The organism is Siminovitchia acidinfaciens, assembly GCF_003605385.1.
Taxonomy (GTDB): Bacteria; Bacillota; Bacilli; order Bacillales; family Bacillaceae_C; genus Siminovitchia; species Siminovitchia acidinfaciens.
Map to the genome: position 1 here is coordinate 1 of NZ_QYTV02000014.1, position 16102 is coordinate 16102.

The window sequence follows — 16102 nt, forward strand, 5'->3', positions numbered from 1 at the left end:
TTGTGAGAGCAGGACGTCGCCGGGCAAATGAAAAACATGGAGTCAATTGGCTTCATGTTTTTTTGTGCTTTTCAAAGCTCTTCATTTAATGAGCTGGATCTCCTTTGTGCATGCAAAACAGTCTTTCATTTCTTATTTTATCCACCAATTTTCAATACAACAAAGCTAACAGAGGAATAGTAGGTGTGAAGGCACCGACGTTTCGAAATAGAGCATTTTTTTAAAAAAACAAAGAGAATTTAATTAATATTTTTAAGTGAACAAGAGATCAATTTTTTTACGTTTACGGTCACTTAGAATCACTCTTAGATAGTTGGTCTGCTTTTACAGTCACTTAAAAGGCATTCGTGCAATTCATGGGGAGTTTCGTGCAATTAATGAGAATATCGTGCAATTCCCAGCCAGGTTCGTGCAATTCCTCCGTTGACTCATGCAATCATCGGTTTACGTATCTATCCAAATCTTCTATCCGAGCTCTTTCTCTCCCCATAATACTTAACCCGTACATTTTTTCAACAAAAATTCAAGAATCATCGCTGGGCTTTTTATCTCCGTTATTTCCAAAAATGTATGGATAAAAGGATATGTATGGTCAGCGGCTGTTTTGATGAGATCAAACCACCATTCCGTTTCATAGCGTGCAATCATGCTTAGGTTATAGAGCAACAAGTAGTGTATTAGAAGGTCTGGAATATTGCTGAGTTCTTCAATAGATGCGTTGATGCCATACAAACCTTTAAATTGGTGATATCTGAATGGTGGATTAAGATCCGATTCACTTCCATCAATAACTATCTTCCCCGCTCCGCAGTTTTTCCAGGGAATGGCTCTACGATGCTTGTCATCCAGGAACTGCTTCAGTCTTTCTTCACCTATATGGTATGCATGAGCCAATTCGAGAGGTATGTCCCAATCGTTATCCATTTTATTGAATAAAATTATATTTCTTTTACGGTAAATGAATTGAAATAAGTCATCCAGTTCGGGAACGAGGGCCAAAAGCTGCCCCATGTTAAATTTTTCCCCTTCCATATGCTCCATCTGGAACATTTCTTCCATAAAATGTGTACATAACCCATGCTTTTGGATTTTCACTTCATCATGAAGGAATTGATAATTCCTTTTTTTTCTTTTCCTGGTGGAAACTCCGTGGGCTAAGACAGAGGTGGAGCTTGGATAATATGGGTCTACGGTAAGTAAGCCAGCCTTGATCAAGTGGACAAAGCCATAAAACAGAAGAACAGGCTTGATAGAAAAAGGCGAGCACGAAGCTTGGGCATAGTAGGCTTGAGCTTGTTCTAAATAGTACATGAAAGGGTAACAATTATAATAACTCTTTCTGTCGGATTCACCGGAACCAAGGTTTTGGTAACACTTTTTTAAATAAAATTGCACGGTGGAGGCGGATTGAAAATAATTGAATTGAAGCCATATTTCATCATGTTTCAACAGAAAAATCACCTCCGAATAATTTGAAAAGTGGAACATCGTCAGTATTCCTTGACAGTATTTTAACCAATTGATAACCTACTAATAATATTTTGGGCAGGGGGACGAAAAAAATGTGGGAATCTAAATTTGCTAAAGAAGGGTTAACGTTTGATGATGTCCTGTTAATCCCGGCAAAATCTGAAGTTTTGCCAAAAGATGTAGACATCAAGGTGAGGTTGACAGATACTCTCGGTTTGAAAATCCCTATTATCAGTGCAGGCATGGACACTGTTACGGAAGCCTCTATGGCGATTTCCATGGCAAGGCAGGGCGGGATAGGCGTCATTCATAAAAATATGAGCATTGAGCGGCAGGCAGAGGAAGTGGACAAGGTAAAACGCTCGGAGAGCGGAGTCATTACCGATCCATTTTTCCTTACTCCGGAACATCAAGTGTTTGATGCTGAACACCTCATGGCAAAGTACCGGATCTCCGGCGTGCCCATCGTAAATAATGTAGAGGATAAAATCCTGGTAGGCATCATTACCAACCGTGATATGCGTTTCATTCAGGATTATTCTTTGCCAATCACTGAGGTCATGACAAAAGAGAACCTTGTGACAGCATCTGTCGGTACGTCTTTGGAAGAAGCCGAAAAAATACTGCAGGAACATCGGATTGAAAAGCTGCCTTTAATTGATGAATCAGGCGTCCTAAAAGGCTTGATCACCATCAAGGATATTGAAAAAGTAATTGAATTCCCGCATTCCGCAAAAGATGAGAAAGGAAGACTTCTCGTCGCCGCTGCCGTCGGCGTTTCAAAAGATGCGTTCATGAGAATCGAACAGCTCGTCCAATCACAAGTTGATGCCATTGTAGTTGATACGGCGCACGGCCATTCAGCAGGCGTATTGAGCACTGTAAGAGAAATTCGTAAGCAGTATCCAGATTTGAATATCATTGCAGGAAATGTGGCAACAGCTGAAGCCACCCGCGAATTATTTGAAGCGGGCGCAGATGTTGTTAAAGTAGGTATTGGACCTGGCTCCATTTGTACGACCCGAGTCGTAGCTGGAGTCGGAGTTCCACAGATCACTGCAATTTATGATTGTGCGACAGAGGCCAGAAAACACGGTAAAACCATTATTGCAGATGGCGGTATCAAGTATTCTGGAGATATTGTAAAAGCACTTGCTGCCGGTGGACATGCCGTCATGCTTGGAAGCTTGCTTGCCGGAACTTCTGAAAGCCCAGGGGAAACAGAAATTTTCCAAGGCAGACGTTTTAAAGTATACCGAGGTATGGGATCTGAAGGGGCAATGGAAAAAGGCTCCAAAGACCGTTATTTTCAGGAAGACGCGAAGAAATTTGTTCCGGAAGGAATTGAAGGGCGCCTTCCATACAAAGGGCCACTTGCAGATACATTATTCCAGTTGACCGGCGGCCTCCGTGCAGGTATGGGATACTGTGGAGCGACTGATCTGGCGGACTTCCGCGAAAATGCCCAATTCATCAAAATGACGGGAGCCGGATTGCGTGAAAGCCATCCGCACCAGGTGCAGATTACGAAGGAAGCACCAAACTATTCATTATCTTAAGAAAGTCTCTGCTTAGTTAAACTTATTGTTGTTTCATGCAGAATCTAAGAAAAAAGAAAAATGGCAGGCCTGTAAACAATGTTTGTTCACAGGTCCTGCCATTTTTTTTGTAGTATTTTTATTTTCCAACTTTTACCGTAATGGAAATGACATATTTCCCGGCTATTCATCCATTACCAACTGTGTTAAAATGACAAGCGGGTACATAATATTTGGAGGGTCTACTTTTGAAAAAACGAGCGCATAAACGGTTAATAGCTTTCTTTGTCATGGCCATCATGTTAGTCAGCACGTTGAACATCCCTGCAAAGGCTTCCGCGGAAGATACATTGGATATTCATGCAGATGCGGCAATTCTTGTGGAAGCAAGCACAGGTAAAGTTTTATATGCAAAAAATGAAGATACGGCACTCGGAATTGCATCTATGTCTAAAATGATGACCGAGTATTTAATGTTTGAAGCAATCAAGGATAAGAAAATCAAATGGGACCAAGAACAGACAATCAGCGATTTTGTTCATGAAGTCTCTATCGATACAAATCTATCAAATGCTCCACTTGAAGCCGGAAAAAAATATACAATCAGACAGTTATATGAGGCGATGGCCATTTATTCGGCCAATGGGGCAACCATTGCAATTGCAGAAGCGATTGCAGGGTCTGAAACAAAGTTCGTTGATATGATGAACGCCAAAGCGAAAGAGCTTGGCTTGAAAAATTATAAATTCGTCAATTCTACCGGATTAAATAACCGGGATTTAAAAGGAAAGCATCCGAAAGGAACCGGGGCAGAAGATGAAAACATCATGTCAGCAAAGTCCATGGCCAAATTGGCTTCACGATTGCTGAATGACTACCCGGAAGTTCTTGAAACCACAAGCATTCCGGAAAAGGATTTCCCGGGAATGCCTGGCAAGATGAAAAACTGGAACTGGATGCTGCCATCTCTTATTTTTGGGTATGAAGGCGTCGATGGATTGAAAACAGGTACAACGGATTTTGCGGGTTTCTGTTTTACAGGAACTGCAAAGAAAAATGACATGAGGGTTATTACCGTTGTTATGAACGCCAAAGATAAAAGCGGTAAAGGCGCTTATGAGTCCCGTTTTGTTGAAACGAAAAAAATGATGGAATATGCTTACAACAATTTTTCAATGAAAGAGCTATATCCGGGTAATTATACAGTCAAGGGCCATGATTCTCTTCCTGTCATTAACGGGAAAGAAAAAAAGGTCAGCATCCAATCCGATGCACCAATTCAGGTTGTTGTGAAAAATGGGGAAGAGAAATCGTACAAGCCTGAAATTAAAGTGAATAAGAAGTTATTGAACAAGGATGGACAATTGACTGCACCTGTCAAGAAAGGTGAAAAAGTCGGAGTGCTTGAAGCGAAATATGTAGGGGAAAATGATTACGGCTATATCGGAAAACCAGCTTCCGCCAATATTGTTACTGCGGAAAAGGTAGATAAGGCTAATTGGTTTGTCCTTTCTATGCGCAGCATCGGCGGTTTCCTTGGGGATGTTTGGAACAGTGCCGCAAAGACGGTCAAAGGCTGGTTCTAATAAGAAAAGCGCCAGCGCTCGTTGACAAGCGCTGGCCGCCTCATGCTCCACATCCTGTGGCATCGTGGAACTAGGACTTCCTGTCCGTCGGAGGTCCAGGCAGTGATGTCGTTTTGCAGACTTCATTGGCTGGACCGAAGCGACCTCGAACCGATGGCGGCAGCAGCTAGACAGAGCACATACTTTATAACTTTTATACATTTGCAATTATGGCAAAGATATAGTATAGTATCAGAAAATTGATATGAGCGATTGTGTTGAAAGGAAATAGTAGCAGGTTAAAGTGTCTGTCAGAGAGTCGGTGGATGGTGAGAACCGACGGCGCAGCCTGCGAATCCATCCTTGAGCAAAATGCCGAATGCTCCTGGCTAGTAAGCATTTTCGGGTCAAACCCGTTATCCAATGAAGAGGAAAGCAGACATGCTTTCAATTTGGGTGGCAACGCGGGTAAACTCTCGTCCCTTCTGGGGGCGGGAGTTTTTTGTTTTTTATGAAAAGCACAAGCGCCTGCTTATCGACGTAAAGACTGAGCCAAGATGAGGAAACGCCAGCTCGGCCCCGACAAGCACAAAATGATTCCCGAGAGGGCGGTACCTCAGCCACCATAGGGAAGCAACTGACTTCACTCATATCGCGTGATGCATCATTGAATATGCTTCATGCAGCTTAACTATGATGTTCCAGTCACTTTCTCGAATAAGCTTTGACACAGGAGCACATACTTCCAAGATTAGTCTTCTTTGCAAATAGCAGCTAGACAATAGTGGCTCAAACGAAGGATAGGAAACACGGCGACGGAGCTAGATATTTCCCTTGGTCATTCGAGTAAAAGTTTTCATCTAATTTTATAATTTCTTTAACGTTTTAAAAAAATAGGAGGTTGTTATCATGTTAGAGATAAGGATACTTCGTGGAAATTTAGAGGAAGTGAAAAAGAAACTGCAACACCGCGGTGAAGATTTGGGGGATTTAGACAGGTTTGAGGAGCTAGATCAAAAGCGCAGAGGAATAATCGTCCAGGCAGAGCAATTGAAAAGCAGGAGGAATGAAGTTTCCGAAAAAATTGCCCAGTTGAAAAAGGATAAGCAGAATACGGATGATCTGATTGTCGAAATGAGAGAAGTAGGGCAGCAAATCAAGCAGTTGGACGGGGAGCTTCGTAGTGCAGAAGATGAATTGGAAAGGATCCTGATGTCGATTCCCAATATACCTCATGAAAGTGTTCCGGTCGGCGAAACAGAAGATGACAATGTGGAAATCCGGAAATGGGGAGAAGTACGCGACTTTTCATTCGAACCAAAGCCGCATTGGGATTTGGCAACGGAATTAGGAATTTTAGACTTTGAAAGGGCAGCAAAAGTGACGGGAAGCCGCTTTGTCTTTTATAAGGGGCTTGGAGCACGGCTAGAGCGGGCGCTGATCAACTTCATGCTGGATCTTCACGTTGAAGAACATGGGTACGAAGAAATGTTGCCACCGTATTTGGTAAACCGCGCGAGCATGACCGGAACCGGACAGCTGCCGAAATTTGCAGAAGATGCATTTCATATTGAAAGCGAAGACTTTTTCCTGATTCCGACAGCAGAAGTGCCTGTGACCAACTACCATCGTGATGAAATTATTGATGGATCACGCCTGCCATTGAACTATGCTGCCTACAGCGCGTGTTTCCGGTCGGAAGCCGGGTCAGCAGGCCGTGATACACGGGGATTGATCCGCCAGCACCAGTTCAACAAAGTGGAATTGGTCAAATTTGTGAGGCCGGAAGATTCCTATGATGAGCTTGAAAAATTGACCGGCCATGCCGAAAAAGTGCTCCAGCTGCTTAAATTGCCATACCGCGTGATGAGCATGTGTACCGCGGATCTTGGTTTTACAGCCGCCAAAAAATATGACTTGGAAGTATGGATCCCAAGCTATAACACATACCGGGAGATTTCTTCCTGCTCTAACTTTGAAGCGTTCCAGGCAAGAAGAGCGAATATCCGCTTCCGTTCAGAACCGAAGGCCAAGCCTCAGCATGTACACACTTTAAATGGCTCCGGATTGGCAATTGGGAGGACGGTTGCTGCAATCTTGGAAAATTACCAGCGTGAAGACGGCACTGTGGAAATTCCAGAAGTGCTCCGTCCATATATGAGAAACAAAGAAGTGATTGGATAGAGGCGTTATAGGAAAAATTGATTGCGGGAAATTAACCGAAAAAAGCATTCGCACAATGAATGCCCGTATCCAACACTATCGGTAATATCGCAAATTTAATAAATAAACCGTTAAACAAGAAGACACTTATCTAAAAAAATCGTAATATAAAGAAGCGGCTCTGACTATAGGGGCCGCTTCTTTGTTGTTTATTTTTTCACCACATTAAAGTTGTCCGTGATCAACAGCCAATTTTGTGGAAAAGGCAGTCCGAGTTTCCAGTAGCCGACCCCACGTAGGTTCAGTTCTTTGATTAAATCAAATTTGGCTTGGATGGATCGCGCATCTTCAAACCATACCTCATGCTGTTTTCCGGCCTGGTCTGTATAATGGAAAAACGGTGCCTGGGCGCGTGTATCGTATTCAATAGCTACGTTGTTCTCAGCTGCAATTTGGATGGCCCTTTGCGGACTTACGGCTCTTGCTGTCGTTCCTTTTACGAAAGGAAGCGTCCAATCGTAGCCATATAGGTTTTGGCCCATCATTACCTTCTCAGAAGGGATCTCAGTAATGGCGTACTCCAGCACTTGTCTGACAGGACCAATCGGTGATACAGCCATGGCAGGTCCGCCGCTGTATCCCCATTCATATGTCATGATCAGTGAATAATCTACTATTTCACCGTGAGCCCTGTAATCATGACCTTCATACCATTCTCCTACTTGTGTGGCGCTTGTTTTTGGAGCCAAGGCTGTAGAGATGATAAAACCTTCCTTGTGAAAAAGGTCCCTTGCCCTCCGAAGAAAGTTATTATATGCTTCCCTGTCTTCCCCTGCTATTCTTTCAAAATCAAAATGTATATCTGTGAAACCGACCCTTTTCGCCTCAGTGACGATGTTATTTAGAAAAGTCGTTTGGATCTGTTCATTTGTAAGGATGATATGGACCAATTCTGTATTGAACTGTCCCTCTTCCTGATTGGCCAGTACCATAGCGAGTGATGTATTATTTGTTTTAGCTATTTCGGGAAAGCGGTTCAGATTAGGGGGATCCAATGACCCATCCCGTTTTGGGAAATAAGCGAAGGGAGCAAGATAAGTCAGATAGGGGGATGCTTCCCTTGCACTGGATTCAAGCTGCGGAGATACCTCTCCTACGCGCCGCGGTTCCACGTAGGCCAAAAATTCCCCATCTCTTTTTGGTCTTTGCGGGATATAAAGCCGCATACCGACTTGTATAGGCTGATTGACTTGAATACCATTGATTCGTGCAAGCTCTTGATAGGATATCCCAAATCTTTGGGCTATGGCCCAAAGGCTATCACCAGGCTGGACCCAGTAAAACTGTCCAAAAATTGGAATGACCATTGCCTGGCCGACAACAAGCTGATTTGGATTAGGGAGTTGATTCGCATCTGTTATAATGGCCGGTGAAATATTATAACGAGCGGCAATCGAGGTCAATGTCTCATTGGGCTCGACAACATGAATCTGCATGTTTCTCCTCCTTACGGCTGATCAAAAAATATAATTCACCTTGTCCCATTGTATGTATTATGTAAAAATAAAAGACCAGTGAATGTTTTTATCACGAAATCAGGGAGATACAGATGGATAGAGAAGAAAAATACATGAAAATGGCCATTGCCGAAGCGAAGAAAGCTGAAGCAATGCAGGAAGTTCCCATTGGTGCTGTTATTGTATTAAATGATGATGTGATTGCAGCCGCACATAACAGGCGGGAGACGGACCAGAACGCAGTCGCTCATGCGGAATTGATTGCTATTGAAGAGGCCTGTAAAAAACTGGGTACATGGAGACTGGAAGATGCCGAGCTGTATGTTACATTAGAGCCTTGTCCGATGTGCAGTGGAGCAATCATCTTATCCCGGGTAAAAAAGGTTGTTTATGGTGCGACAGATCCAAAGGCAGGGTGTGCAGGGACACTAATGAACCTGTTGACCGATGAACGGTTCAATCATCAAAGTGAAGTCGTAAGCGGGGTGTTGGGAGAAGAATGCGGTGGAATGCTAAGTGATTTTTTCCGTTCCATACGAGAGAGAAAGAAAAAGAAGTAAGCTTTGGTAAATTTTATTCCGAAACCAACAAGCGTTGATTTTTGAACGGAAAAGTAGTAAAATAGGTTATGCCGTGCTAGACGGGGATGTAGCGGAGCCCTGTACCCGAAATCCGCTCCAGCGGGGTTGAATCCCTTCCAGAGGCTGCTGTTTTGTCTGGTCTGCCTCAAGTAAGTGGTGTAGACACCCGGGTCCTGCGCAATGGGAACCCACGAACCATGTCAGGTCCGGAAGGAAGCAGCATTAAGTGGAACCTCTCATGTGCCGCGGGGCAGCCTGGGTCGAGCTAACTGCTTGAGTAACGCAGATGAAGCACTGTCGAAGGAAGGTGCGCGGCTTTGATTCATAATAATGATAAACCCATTCGCATAAGGCGGATGGGTTTTTTGTATTATCTTAAAGGCTCTATACTAACTGTTGGTGTTTCCACACAAATTGAAGAAAAAAACCCAAACATCCAATTCTCTTATACTCGAATTGTTGAGAAGCAGTTTATAGACTGGAGTTACCGTGCAAATGAATTCCACCATAAAGATCCACTCACTTGAAAATAAAAAGGGGTAAAATTCGTTGGATACAAACTATCGGATATAGCCATTGAAAAGGATTGCCCGATTTTTTAGGGTGTCCAAGTTCAATTCGGCATCCAATTTCAAAACGTTAATTCTGTATTAATTTATCACGGTCGATCGCTTGTGGAGGTTCCTCCATCCAGCCGTGTTTGATCATAATATTGGCTCCGTCTTCTACATACAGTGCCGCTTCTGGAATCAATGACATATATTTAAGTCCTAAATCCCTCCTGCTACTTGCTGCTAATGCCGTTCCATAATATCCAATTCCTGTCGCAACCATGGATGTAACATGAAACATCATTAGTTTATCTGAAAAAATATACTCGGTTGTATCTAAAACAGCCGAATCTGAACTTATAGGGGCAGGCAGATCTTCCTTGGTTAAAGAATTGCTAAATAAATCTACATATTTATGGGCAAGCTCTTTCCCTCTTAACAAGTACTGCTTAACATCTTCATTTTGAGCAATTTGGGCAAAGCCAGTTACAACCTCTTTACCAATACTATTTATTAGGGTATTTAAGTATAGATGAGTGATCTCATGTGAATTAATAGATCTCTTTTTCCAAAAAAAGCCACCTAAATAATGTTGTTTTTCTACAAAGTCCACCTTCTCAGGAATAGGTATTGAAGGAGGCTTTATATAAATCCCCTGTTCTAACATTAAATCGCGTGTCCTGTCTTGCAATTCAACTCCTTTATTTAAGATACGCTTTTGAAAATGAATAACATCTGGACGTGTTGCAACCGTTAGGGCTGCACTGCTCGCTGTAATTGCAAATACAGCCATTTGACTTAAATGCCTTAAGAAAAATGTATCTGTAAAAAGTCTTGGAGCTTTTGTATTGACATCTTTTTCTGTAAATCCAAGGGGTATCGGGAAATTCTCTTTATGAAACAGTTCCTGCATAATGGAAATATTCTCTTTTGCTGTATCGAGTGTCCATTCAATAATAGGGCGTATTTCTTCATCTTCCACTTTTTCTAAAAAATAGCTGTACACACAGACAGCTATTGAATCGCCCATGTAATGAGTCCACAAACCAGCTATTTCCGCGGCAGTTAAAGGAATATTAGTTTTATCTTCCAACGAAACAACCTCCTGTTTTCAATTAATACATCGTAGAATATAATTTCCTTAATAGTGGAAATTATAATGAATAACTTATCTATTACGTCTAATGAAGAAAGGACCCTTAGAATAGGTCCCTTTTTTCATTCCTTTGTTCGGATATAAACTATATGTGGAAAAATGGAGCGCCAATATCAACATGTCAATAATCGACATACTTATTATTTCTAAACAGAAAATTTAATGGGATTGCCCGGGAAATATTCCACATAATGTGCGGAAATAAGTAGTTTTATGACGAAAGTGAAAAAAACTGGTGAAACACTGTCACCTGATCAGGAGTGGGCATAGATTATCCCCTCAACTTGGTTAATATCACTTTTCGGCAATACTCTTCCTGTAATTTCCCTTCCAATTAAGGTATAATATTAGGTAGCATAATTACTTGAAAAGGAGGCAGAGCATGAGTTACCAAGCGCTATATAGGGTGTGGCGGCCGCAATCATTTGCGGATGTCATCGGGCAGGAACATGTGACGAAAACGTTGCAAAATGCTCTCCTCCACCAAAAAATATCGCACGCCTATTTGTTTTCCGGCCCTCGCGGAACCGGAAAAACAAGTGCAGCCAAAATAATGGCAAAAGCGGTGAACTGTGAAAAAATGCCTGTATCTGAGCCGTGCAATGAATGTCCCGCCTGCCTGGGAATCACCGACGGTTCGGTGCCAGATGTCATTGAAATTGACGCGGCCTCCAATAATGGAGTGGAGGAAATCCGTGATATCCGTGACAAAGTCAAGTACACACCCAACGCGGTAAAGTATAAAGTCTATATCATTGACGAAGTGCATATGCTTACGATTGGCGCATTCAATGCTTTGCTGAAAACATTGGAAGAGCCGCCGAAACATGTTATTTTCATATTGGCAACAACAGAGCCACACAAAATTCCTTTAACCATCATTTCCAGATGCCAGCGTTTTGATTTTAAAAGAATTACTGCACAGGATATATCAAAGCGGATGGTCCATATTGCAAATGAAACGTCATTGGAATATGATGAAAAGGCGCTGCAAACCATTGCAAGAGCTGCAGAAGGCGGAATGAGGGATGCACTGAGCCTGCTGGACCAAGCCATTTCTTTCAGTACTGGGAAAGTCACTGTAGAAGATGCCTTGACTGTCACCGGCTCGATTTCGCAAAACAGTTTGAACAAGCTTGCGCGAGCCATCTTTGAAAAGAAGATCTCCGAAGCACTAGGCACCCTTGAGGAGCTCCTTATGCAGGGGAAAGATCCCTCTCGGTTTGTAGAGGACTTTATCTTGTATTTCCGCGACCTTCTTCTTTATAAAACAGCCCCGAATTTGGATGAAGTAGCTGAGCAAGCCCTTCAAGATGAAGAATTCAAAACTCTTTCGGAAGAGGTATTGCCTCAGCAAATCTATGAATACATTGATATATTAAGCAAAACCCAGCAGGAGATGCGGTTTTCGAATCATGCGCGGATTTATCTGGAAGTATGCCTGGTAAAGCTTTGCCAGACTGAAAGAGCCCAAACGCAGGTGGATGGGCCGCAATTCCAGGAACTATATAAGAAAATCGAGGCCCTTGAAAAGGAAATCAAGTGGTTAAAAAGTAATAGCCAACCTGTCGGGGACAGCGCTCCGAAACAGCCGGCGCAGGCTCCAAGGAGACCGGCTAGAAATGCCGGAAAGGAATTCCGAGTCAGCCCGGGCGTTGTTACACAGGTGTTGAAGGAAGCTACAAGGCAGCAACTAAATGATGTAAAAAGTCATTGGGGTGAATTTTTGAATATATTGAACGAGCGGCAAATGCGTTCCCAGGCAGCCCTTCTTAATGATGCGGAACCGGCTGCAGCATCTGCGGATGCCATTGTCGTGAAGTTCAAATATGACATCCACTGCCAAATGGCGATGGAAAATCATACATTTATCCAAACAATCTCTCAAATACTGGAAAGTCAAACAGGAACCGATTTTAAAATTATCGGTGTTCCCGAAGTTCAATGGAAAGAGATCCGTGAGCAATTTTTACAAACAAGCAAGAATGAAGGCGACGAAAGCACTGCAGAGGAACAGGATCCACTCGTTTCTGAAGCTTTGAAACTTGTCGGAAAAGATCTTCTAGAAATAAAAAAATAAAATTGGTGGAGGTAATTAACGATGATGCGAGGAATGGGAAACATGCAAGGCATGATGAAACAAATGCAAAAAATGCAAAAGAAAATGGCGGAGGCGCAAGAGGAGCTTGGAGAGAAAAGAATTGAAGGCACTGCAGGCGGCGGAATGGTAAAAGTGATTGTTTCCGGCCATAAAGAAGTGCTTGAAGTTCAAATCGATGAAGAAGTTGTAGATCCTGATGATATTGAAATGCTGCAAGACCTTGTGCTAGCTGCAACCAATGAAGCTTTGAAACAAGCGGAAGAATTATCAAGCCAGACGATGGGACAATTTACAAAAGGATTAAACCTTCCTGGCTTCTAGGAGGTTACCATCATGCATTATCCAGAACCAATATCCAAGCTGATTGACAGCTTTATGAAACTGCCGGGAATCGGGCCGAAAACAGCAGCCCGCCTGGCGTTTTTCGTTCTTAACATGAAAGAGGACACAGTACTTGATTTTGCGAAGGCCTTGGTCAATGCCAAAAGGGATCTTGGCTACTGTTCGGTTTGCGGCCATATCACCGACAGGGACCCGTGCTATGTTTGCGAAGATCAAAGACGTGACCGCAGTGTCATCTGTGTCGTGCAGGAGCCAAAAGATGTTATCGCCATGGAAAAAATGAAGGAATATAACGGGTTGTACCATGTTCTCCATGGGTCTATTTCCCCAATGGAAGGGATCGGTCCGGAAGATATTAATATTCCTGATCTGTTGAAAAGACTGCAGGACGAAACTGTTCAGGAAGTGATTTTGGCGACAAATCCGAATATCGAAGGGGAAGCAACGGCCATGTATATTTCCCGCCTTCTCAAGCCGTCAGGCATCACGGTAACGAGGATTGCCCATGGACTGCCTGTTGGAGGAGATCTTGAATACGCGGATGAAGTGACTCTCTCGAAAGCGTTGGAAGGCCGAAGAGAAGTTCTGTAAGGAGAGGTCCTGAACATGTTCCGTAAACAAAAATTGCGTAAAGAATTCGACCACAGGTTAATAGACCTTATGGGAAATATTAAAAAGGATTGGGATCAAAAAAGCGAAATGCTACGAATGAGCTATGAGCCCGATGATGAATTGAAGTACCGGATGCAATTGTCCAAAGCTAAATATGTTTTTCTATTCAAAGAAGCGAAGAAACGAAAACTCTCGATAAAAGATCAATGAACTCGCCCTGTTAAATGGAAAGAAAATATTAAATTGACTAAGTGTTATCTTTAGAAAAAATATGTTTTATGTCTACCTCCAGGCGCCATCGGCTCGAGGTCACAAGTTGCAAGGAAGCATACTCAGGATGAATGTGCTCCTGCGCCATAGCTTATTCGAGGAAGCCTTGTTCAGCTCGTCGCAAAGCTACAAGAAGCAAATTCGGTGATGTCTCTCACGGAGTAACTGAAATCAGCAGCTTTGCTGTGGCGGCTGGAAAACTGCCTCCTCGCAATTCGCCTTTTGCTTGTCGCCGATATACGGGCGCCTTGCGCTTTTCTTATGTTCTTTTCGGACAAACCTTTCATACAATGTAAAAAGGACGAGAAGGCAGGAGGGGAAACGTTTGGATTCAATTTTTATTATTGCTTCGCTGATCGGCCTGATCATTTTTTTACTGATGGCCGTTAAACCCGGCAGTGTCTTTAAAGTGGTCGGACAATCCTTCATAAAATTGATGATCGGTGCTCTGTTTTTATTTTTCTTAAATGCCATCGGAAATCAATTCGGCTTATATATTCCGATCAACTTCGTGACAGCGGCCATTTCTGGTTTGCTAGGACTGCCAGGGGTGGCAGCACTGTCAGTCATCCAGTTATGGATTATCGCATAAAACATCCGTTCAATAGCGGGTGTTTTTTCTTTTTTATTGAACCCATAGAATCAGTATTAAGTGAATAAGCATGTTATCACATTATGTTGCGTCCAGTTCAGCGCCTATCGACTAGCAGACTTCGCACCTTTGGTTCTCCAAGGCATAGCTTATTCGAGGAGGTTTTTTTACCTCGTCGCGAAGCTTCAGTCAACATCGGCTCCGACGGACAGGACGTCCTAGTACCACCGACGTACAGGAAGTACTAGTGCAAGCGAAGCGACAGGACAAAGAAAGCTTCGGCAGCGTTACATTGCACGAAGAAAAAGCGTCAGCTTATTCGAGGATGTGGCGGTCTGAGGCGGCCTATGTCCGTGTTGTCCGGCTGCGACGCACACGATATGGCCCGCGCTGATCAAGGCGTTTCCGCATATCGGCTCAGTCTGTACGCGATGAACAGGCGCTTGCGCTTTTGTTGATAAAAATATCCCTAGACAAACACGGCGGGTGTCCTATGGGCATAGAATGAACAGAAAGGTTTTTTAACTGGTGAAATGTTGTTAATTGTGTATGCAATTATCTCGCAGTGGACATAATAAAAATGTGTGGAGGTGGAGAAATGGAAAGGTGCATAATTTGCAAAAAGGCACAGGATGCTGGGATTCATCTTTATACATCTTTTATTTGTACCGACTGTGAGCAGGAGATCGTCCAAACAGATACAGATGACCCCAAATATAAATATTATGTGGAACAGATGAGGGTCATTAAAGAAACAAAGATTGTCACGTGAAACTGGGCTACCGCTTAAGTGGCCTGGTTTTTTGTGTTTTTGGATAAAAAACAGTCAATCCTGACAGGTGATGGTCACTACTTTTATTAGTATCACGATGTTATACTAGACGCTGTAACCATTAGTGATCGGGGGAAGTTGGATGGGCGGTTTATTTATCACATTGGAAGGGCCTGAAGGAGCGGGCAAGACAACAATCATTGAAAAATTAACAGAAGATCTCGCTTCGGACGGAGTCGAGGTGCTGGCAACTAGGGAACCGGGCGGAATTGAAATTGCAGAGAAAATTAGGACAATCATTCTTGATAAGCAGCATACGATGATGGATCCTAGGACGGAAGCACTGCTGTATGCGGCAGCACGACGTCAGCATTTGACAGAAAAAATCCTGCCGGCACTCCAAAAGGGAAAAGTCGTCTTGTGCGACCGCTTTATCGACAGCTCCCTCGCCTATCAGGGATATGCAAGGGGCCTCGGTATGGAGGAAGTGTTTGCCATCAATGAATTTGCAATCCAAGGCGCCATGCCGGATGTCACTTTGTACTTCGATATTGAACCTGAAACAGGATTGAAACGCATAGCTCAGCATGCAGGCCGTGAAGTAAACAGGCTTGATTTGGAAAAAGTTGATTTTCACCACAAGGTCAGGGAAGGATATCACCTTTTACTTAAGAAGTTTCCTGAAAGAATCACTTCAATCAATGCTGCTCAGCCGATTGAATCAGTTTATGAGCAGGCGAAGGAAACAGTCAAAAAGCGGCTGGCACAGGCAGGGATGCTAAAATAAAGAATTGAAATTTTCAAAAGCCACTGATTTGCAATGGTGGCTGATGTGCTGCCCGTCTTGTGCTTGCCGGGGCGGAGCAAGGCTT

General features: G+C 43.2%; 14 protein-coding genes, 1 other RNA gene and 1 other annotated feature. Of the genes, 12 read left to right on the plus strand and 3 right to left on the minus strand.

The window, feature by feature from the left end:
- Nucleotides 1–495: 495 nt before the first annotated feature.
- The gene (locus D4T97_RS19205) at nucleotides 496–1449 is read right to left on the minus strand and encodes a YaaC family protein (RefSeq protein ID WP_164525651.1); all 954 of its coding nucleotides are present in this window, start codon (nucleotides 1447–1449) and stop codon (nucleotides 496–498) included.
- A 113-nt stretch (nucleotides 1450–1562) separates the two neighbouring features.
- On the opposite strand from D4T97_RS19205, the gene guaB reads away from it, so the two are divergent.
- The 3 genes from guaB to serS all read left to right on the plus strand — a co-directional run bounded on the left by guaB (nucleotide 1563) and on the right by serS (nucleotide 6757).
- Nucleotides 1563–3029: an IMP dehydrogenase gene (guaB, locus tag D4T97_RS19210; protein WP_126052390.1), complete on the plus strand. Its 1467-nt coding sequence runs from the start codon at nucleotides 1563–1565 to the stop codon at nucleotides 3027–3029.
- 269 nt (nucleotides 3030–3298) lie between these two features.
- Nucleotides 3299–4594: a serine hydrolase gene (locus tag D4T97_RS19215; protein ID WP_206435593.1), complete on the plus strand. Its 1296-nt coding sequence runs from the start codon at nucleotides 3299–3301 to the stop codon at nucleotides 4592–4594.
- A gap of 248 nt (nucleotides 4595–4842) precedes the next feature.
- Nucleotides 4843–5060 (plus strand) — a binding site (T-box leader).
- Between the two features lie 422 nt (nucleotides 5061–5482).
- Nucleotides 5483–6757, plus strand: coding sequence for a serine--tRNA ligase (gene serS, locus D4T97_RS19220; RefSeq protein ID WP_126052392.1), 1275 nt, complete (start codon nucleotides 5483–5485; stop codon nucleotides 6755–6757).
- 188 nt (nucleotides 6758–6945) lie between these two features.
- Here serS and D4T97_RS19225 read toward each other — a convergent pair whose 3' ends face one another.
- Nucleotides 6946–8232, minus strand: a complete 1287-nt coding sequence (locus D4T97_RS19225; protein ID WP_126052393.1) for a LysM peptidoglycan-binding domain-containing protein — start codon at nucleotides 8230–8232, stop codon at nucleotides 6946–6948.
- Nucleotides 8233–8345: 113 nt separating this feature from the next.
- Here D4T97_RS19225 and tadA point away from each other — a divergent pair, with 113 nt between their 5' ends.
- Together tadA and ffs are read left to right on the plus strand one after the other, a co-directional pair.
- Nucleotides 8346–8813 (plus strand): tRNA adenosine(34) deaminase TadA, encoded by a 468-nt coding sequence (gene tadA, locus D4T97_RS19230; protein WP_408021630.1) that lies wholly within the window; start codon nucleotides 8346–8348, stop codon nucleotides 8811–8813.
- 71 nt (nucleotides 8814–8884) lie between these two features.
- An RNA gene (gene ffs, locus D4T97_RS19235) (signal recognition particle sRNA large type) lies at nucleotides 8885–9149 on the plus strand.
- 324 nt (nucleotides 9150–9473) lie between these two features.
- On the opposite strand, the gene D4T97_RS19240 is transcribed toward ffs, so the two are convergent.
- On the minus strand, nucleotides 9474–10478 hold the full coding sequence (locus D4T97_RS19240; RefSeq protein ID WP_126052395.1) for a DUF3231 family protein: 1005 nt from the start codon (nucleotides 10476–10478) through the stop codon (nucleotides 9474–9476).
- A gap of 445 nt (nucleotides 10479–10923) precedes the next feature.
- Between D4T97_RS19240 and dnaX the strand changes: the two genes are divergently transcribed.
- From dnaX to tmk, 7 genes are all read left to right on the plus strand, one after another.
- Nucleotides 10924–12621, plus strand: coding sequence for a DNA polymerase III subunit gamma/tau (gene dnaX, locus D4T97_RS19245; protein WP_126052396.1), 1698 nt, complete (start codon nucleotides 10924–10926; stop codon nucleotides 12619–12621).
- 24 nt (nucleotides 12622–12645) lie between these two features.
- Nucleotides 12646–12963: a YbaB/EbfC family nucleoid-associated protein gene (locus tag D4T97_RS19250; RefSeq protein ID WP_126052461.1), complete on the plus strand. Its 318-nt coding sequence runs from the start codon at nucleotides 12646–12648 to the stop codon at nucleotides 12961–12963.
- A 12-nt stretch (nucleotides 12964–12975) separates the two neighbouring features.
- Complete coding sequence (gene recR, locus D4T97_RS19255; protein ID WP_126052397.1) at nucleotides 12976–13575, plus strand: recombination mediator RecR; 600 nt, start codon at nucleotides 12976–12978, stop codon at nucleotides 13573–13575.
- A gap of 15 nt (nucleotides 13576–13590) precedes the next feature.
- Nucleotides 13591–13806, plus strand: a complete 216-nt coding sequence (locus D4T97_RS19260; protein WP_126052398.1) for a YaaL family protein — start codon at nucleotides 13591–13593, stop codon at nucleotides 13804–13806.
- A gap of 385 nt (nucleotides 13807–14191) precedes the next feature.
- Complete coding sequence (locus tag D4T97_RS19265) at nucleotides 14192–14458, plus strand: pro-sigmaK processing inhibitor BofA family protein (RefSeq protein ID WP_126052399.1); 267 nt, start codon at nucleotides 14192–14194, stop codon at nucleotides 14456–14458.
- Between the two features lie 598 nt (nucleotides 14459–15056).
- Nucleotides 15057–15230, plus strand: coding sequence for a sigma factor G inhibitor Gin (locus tag D4T97_RS19270; protein ID WP_126052400.1), 174 nt, complete (start codon nucleotides 15057–15059; stop codon nucleotides 15228–15230).
- Between the two features lie 142 nt (nucleotides 15231–15372).
- Nucleotides 15373–16017 (plus strand): dTMP kinase, encoded by a 645-nt coding sequence (gene tmk, locus D4T97_RS19275; protein ID WP_126052401.1) that lies wholly within the window; start codon nucleotides 15373–15375, stop codon nucleotides 16015–16017.
- Nucleotides 16018–16102: the final 85 nt, after the last annotated feature.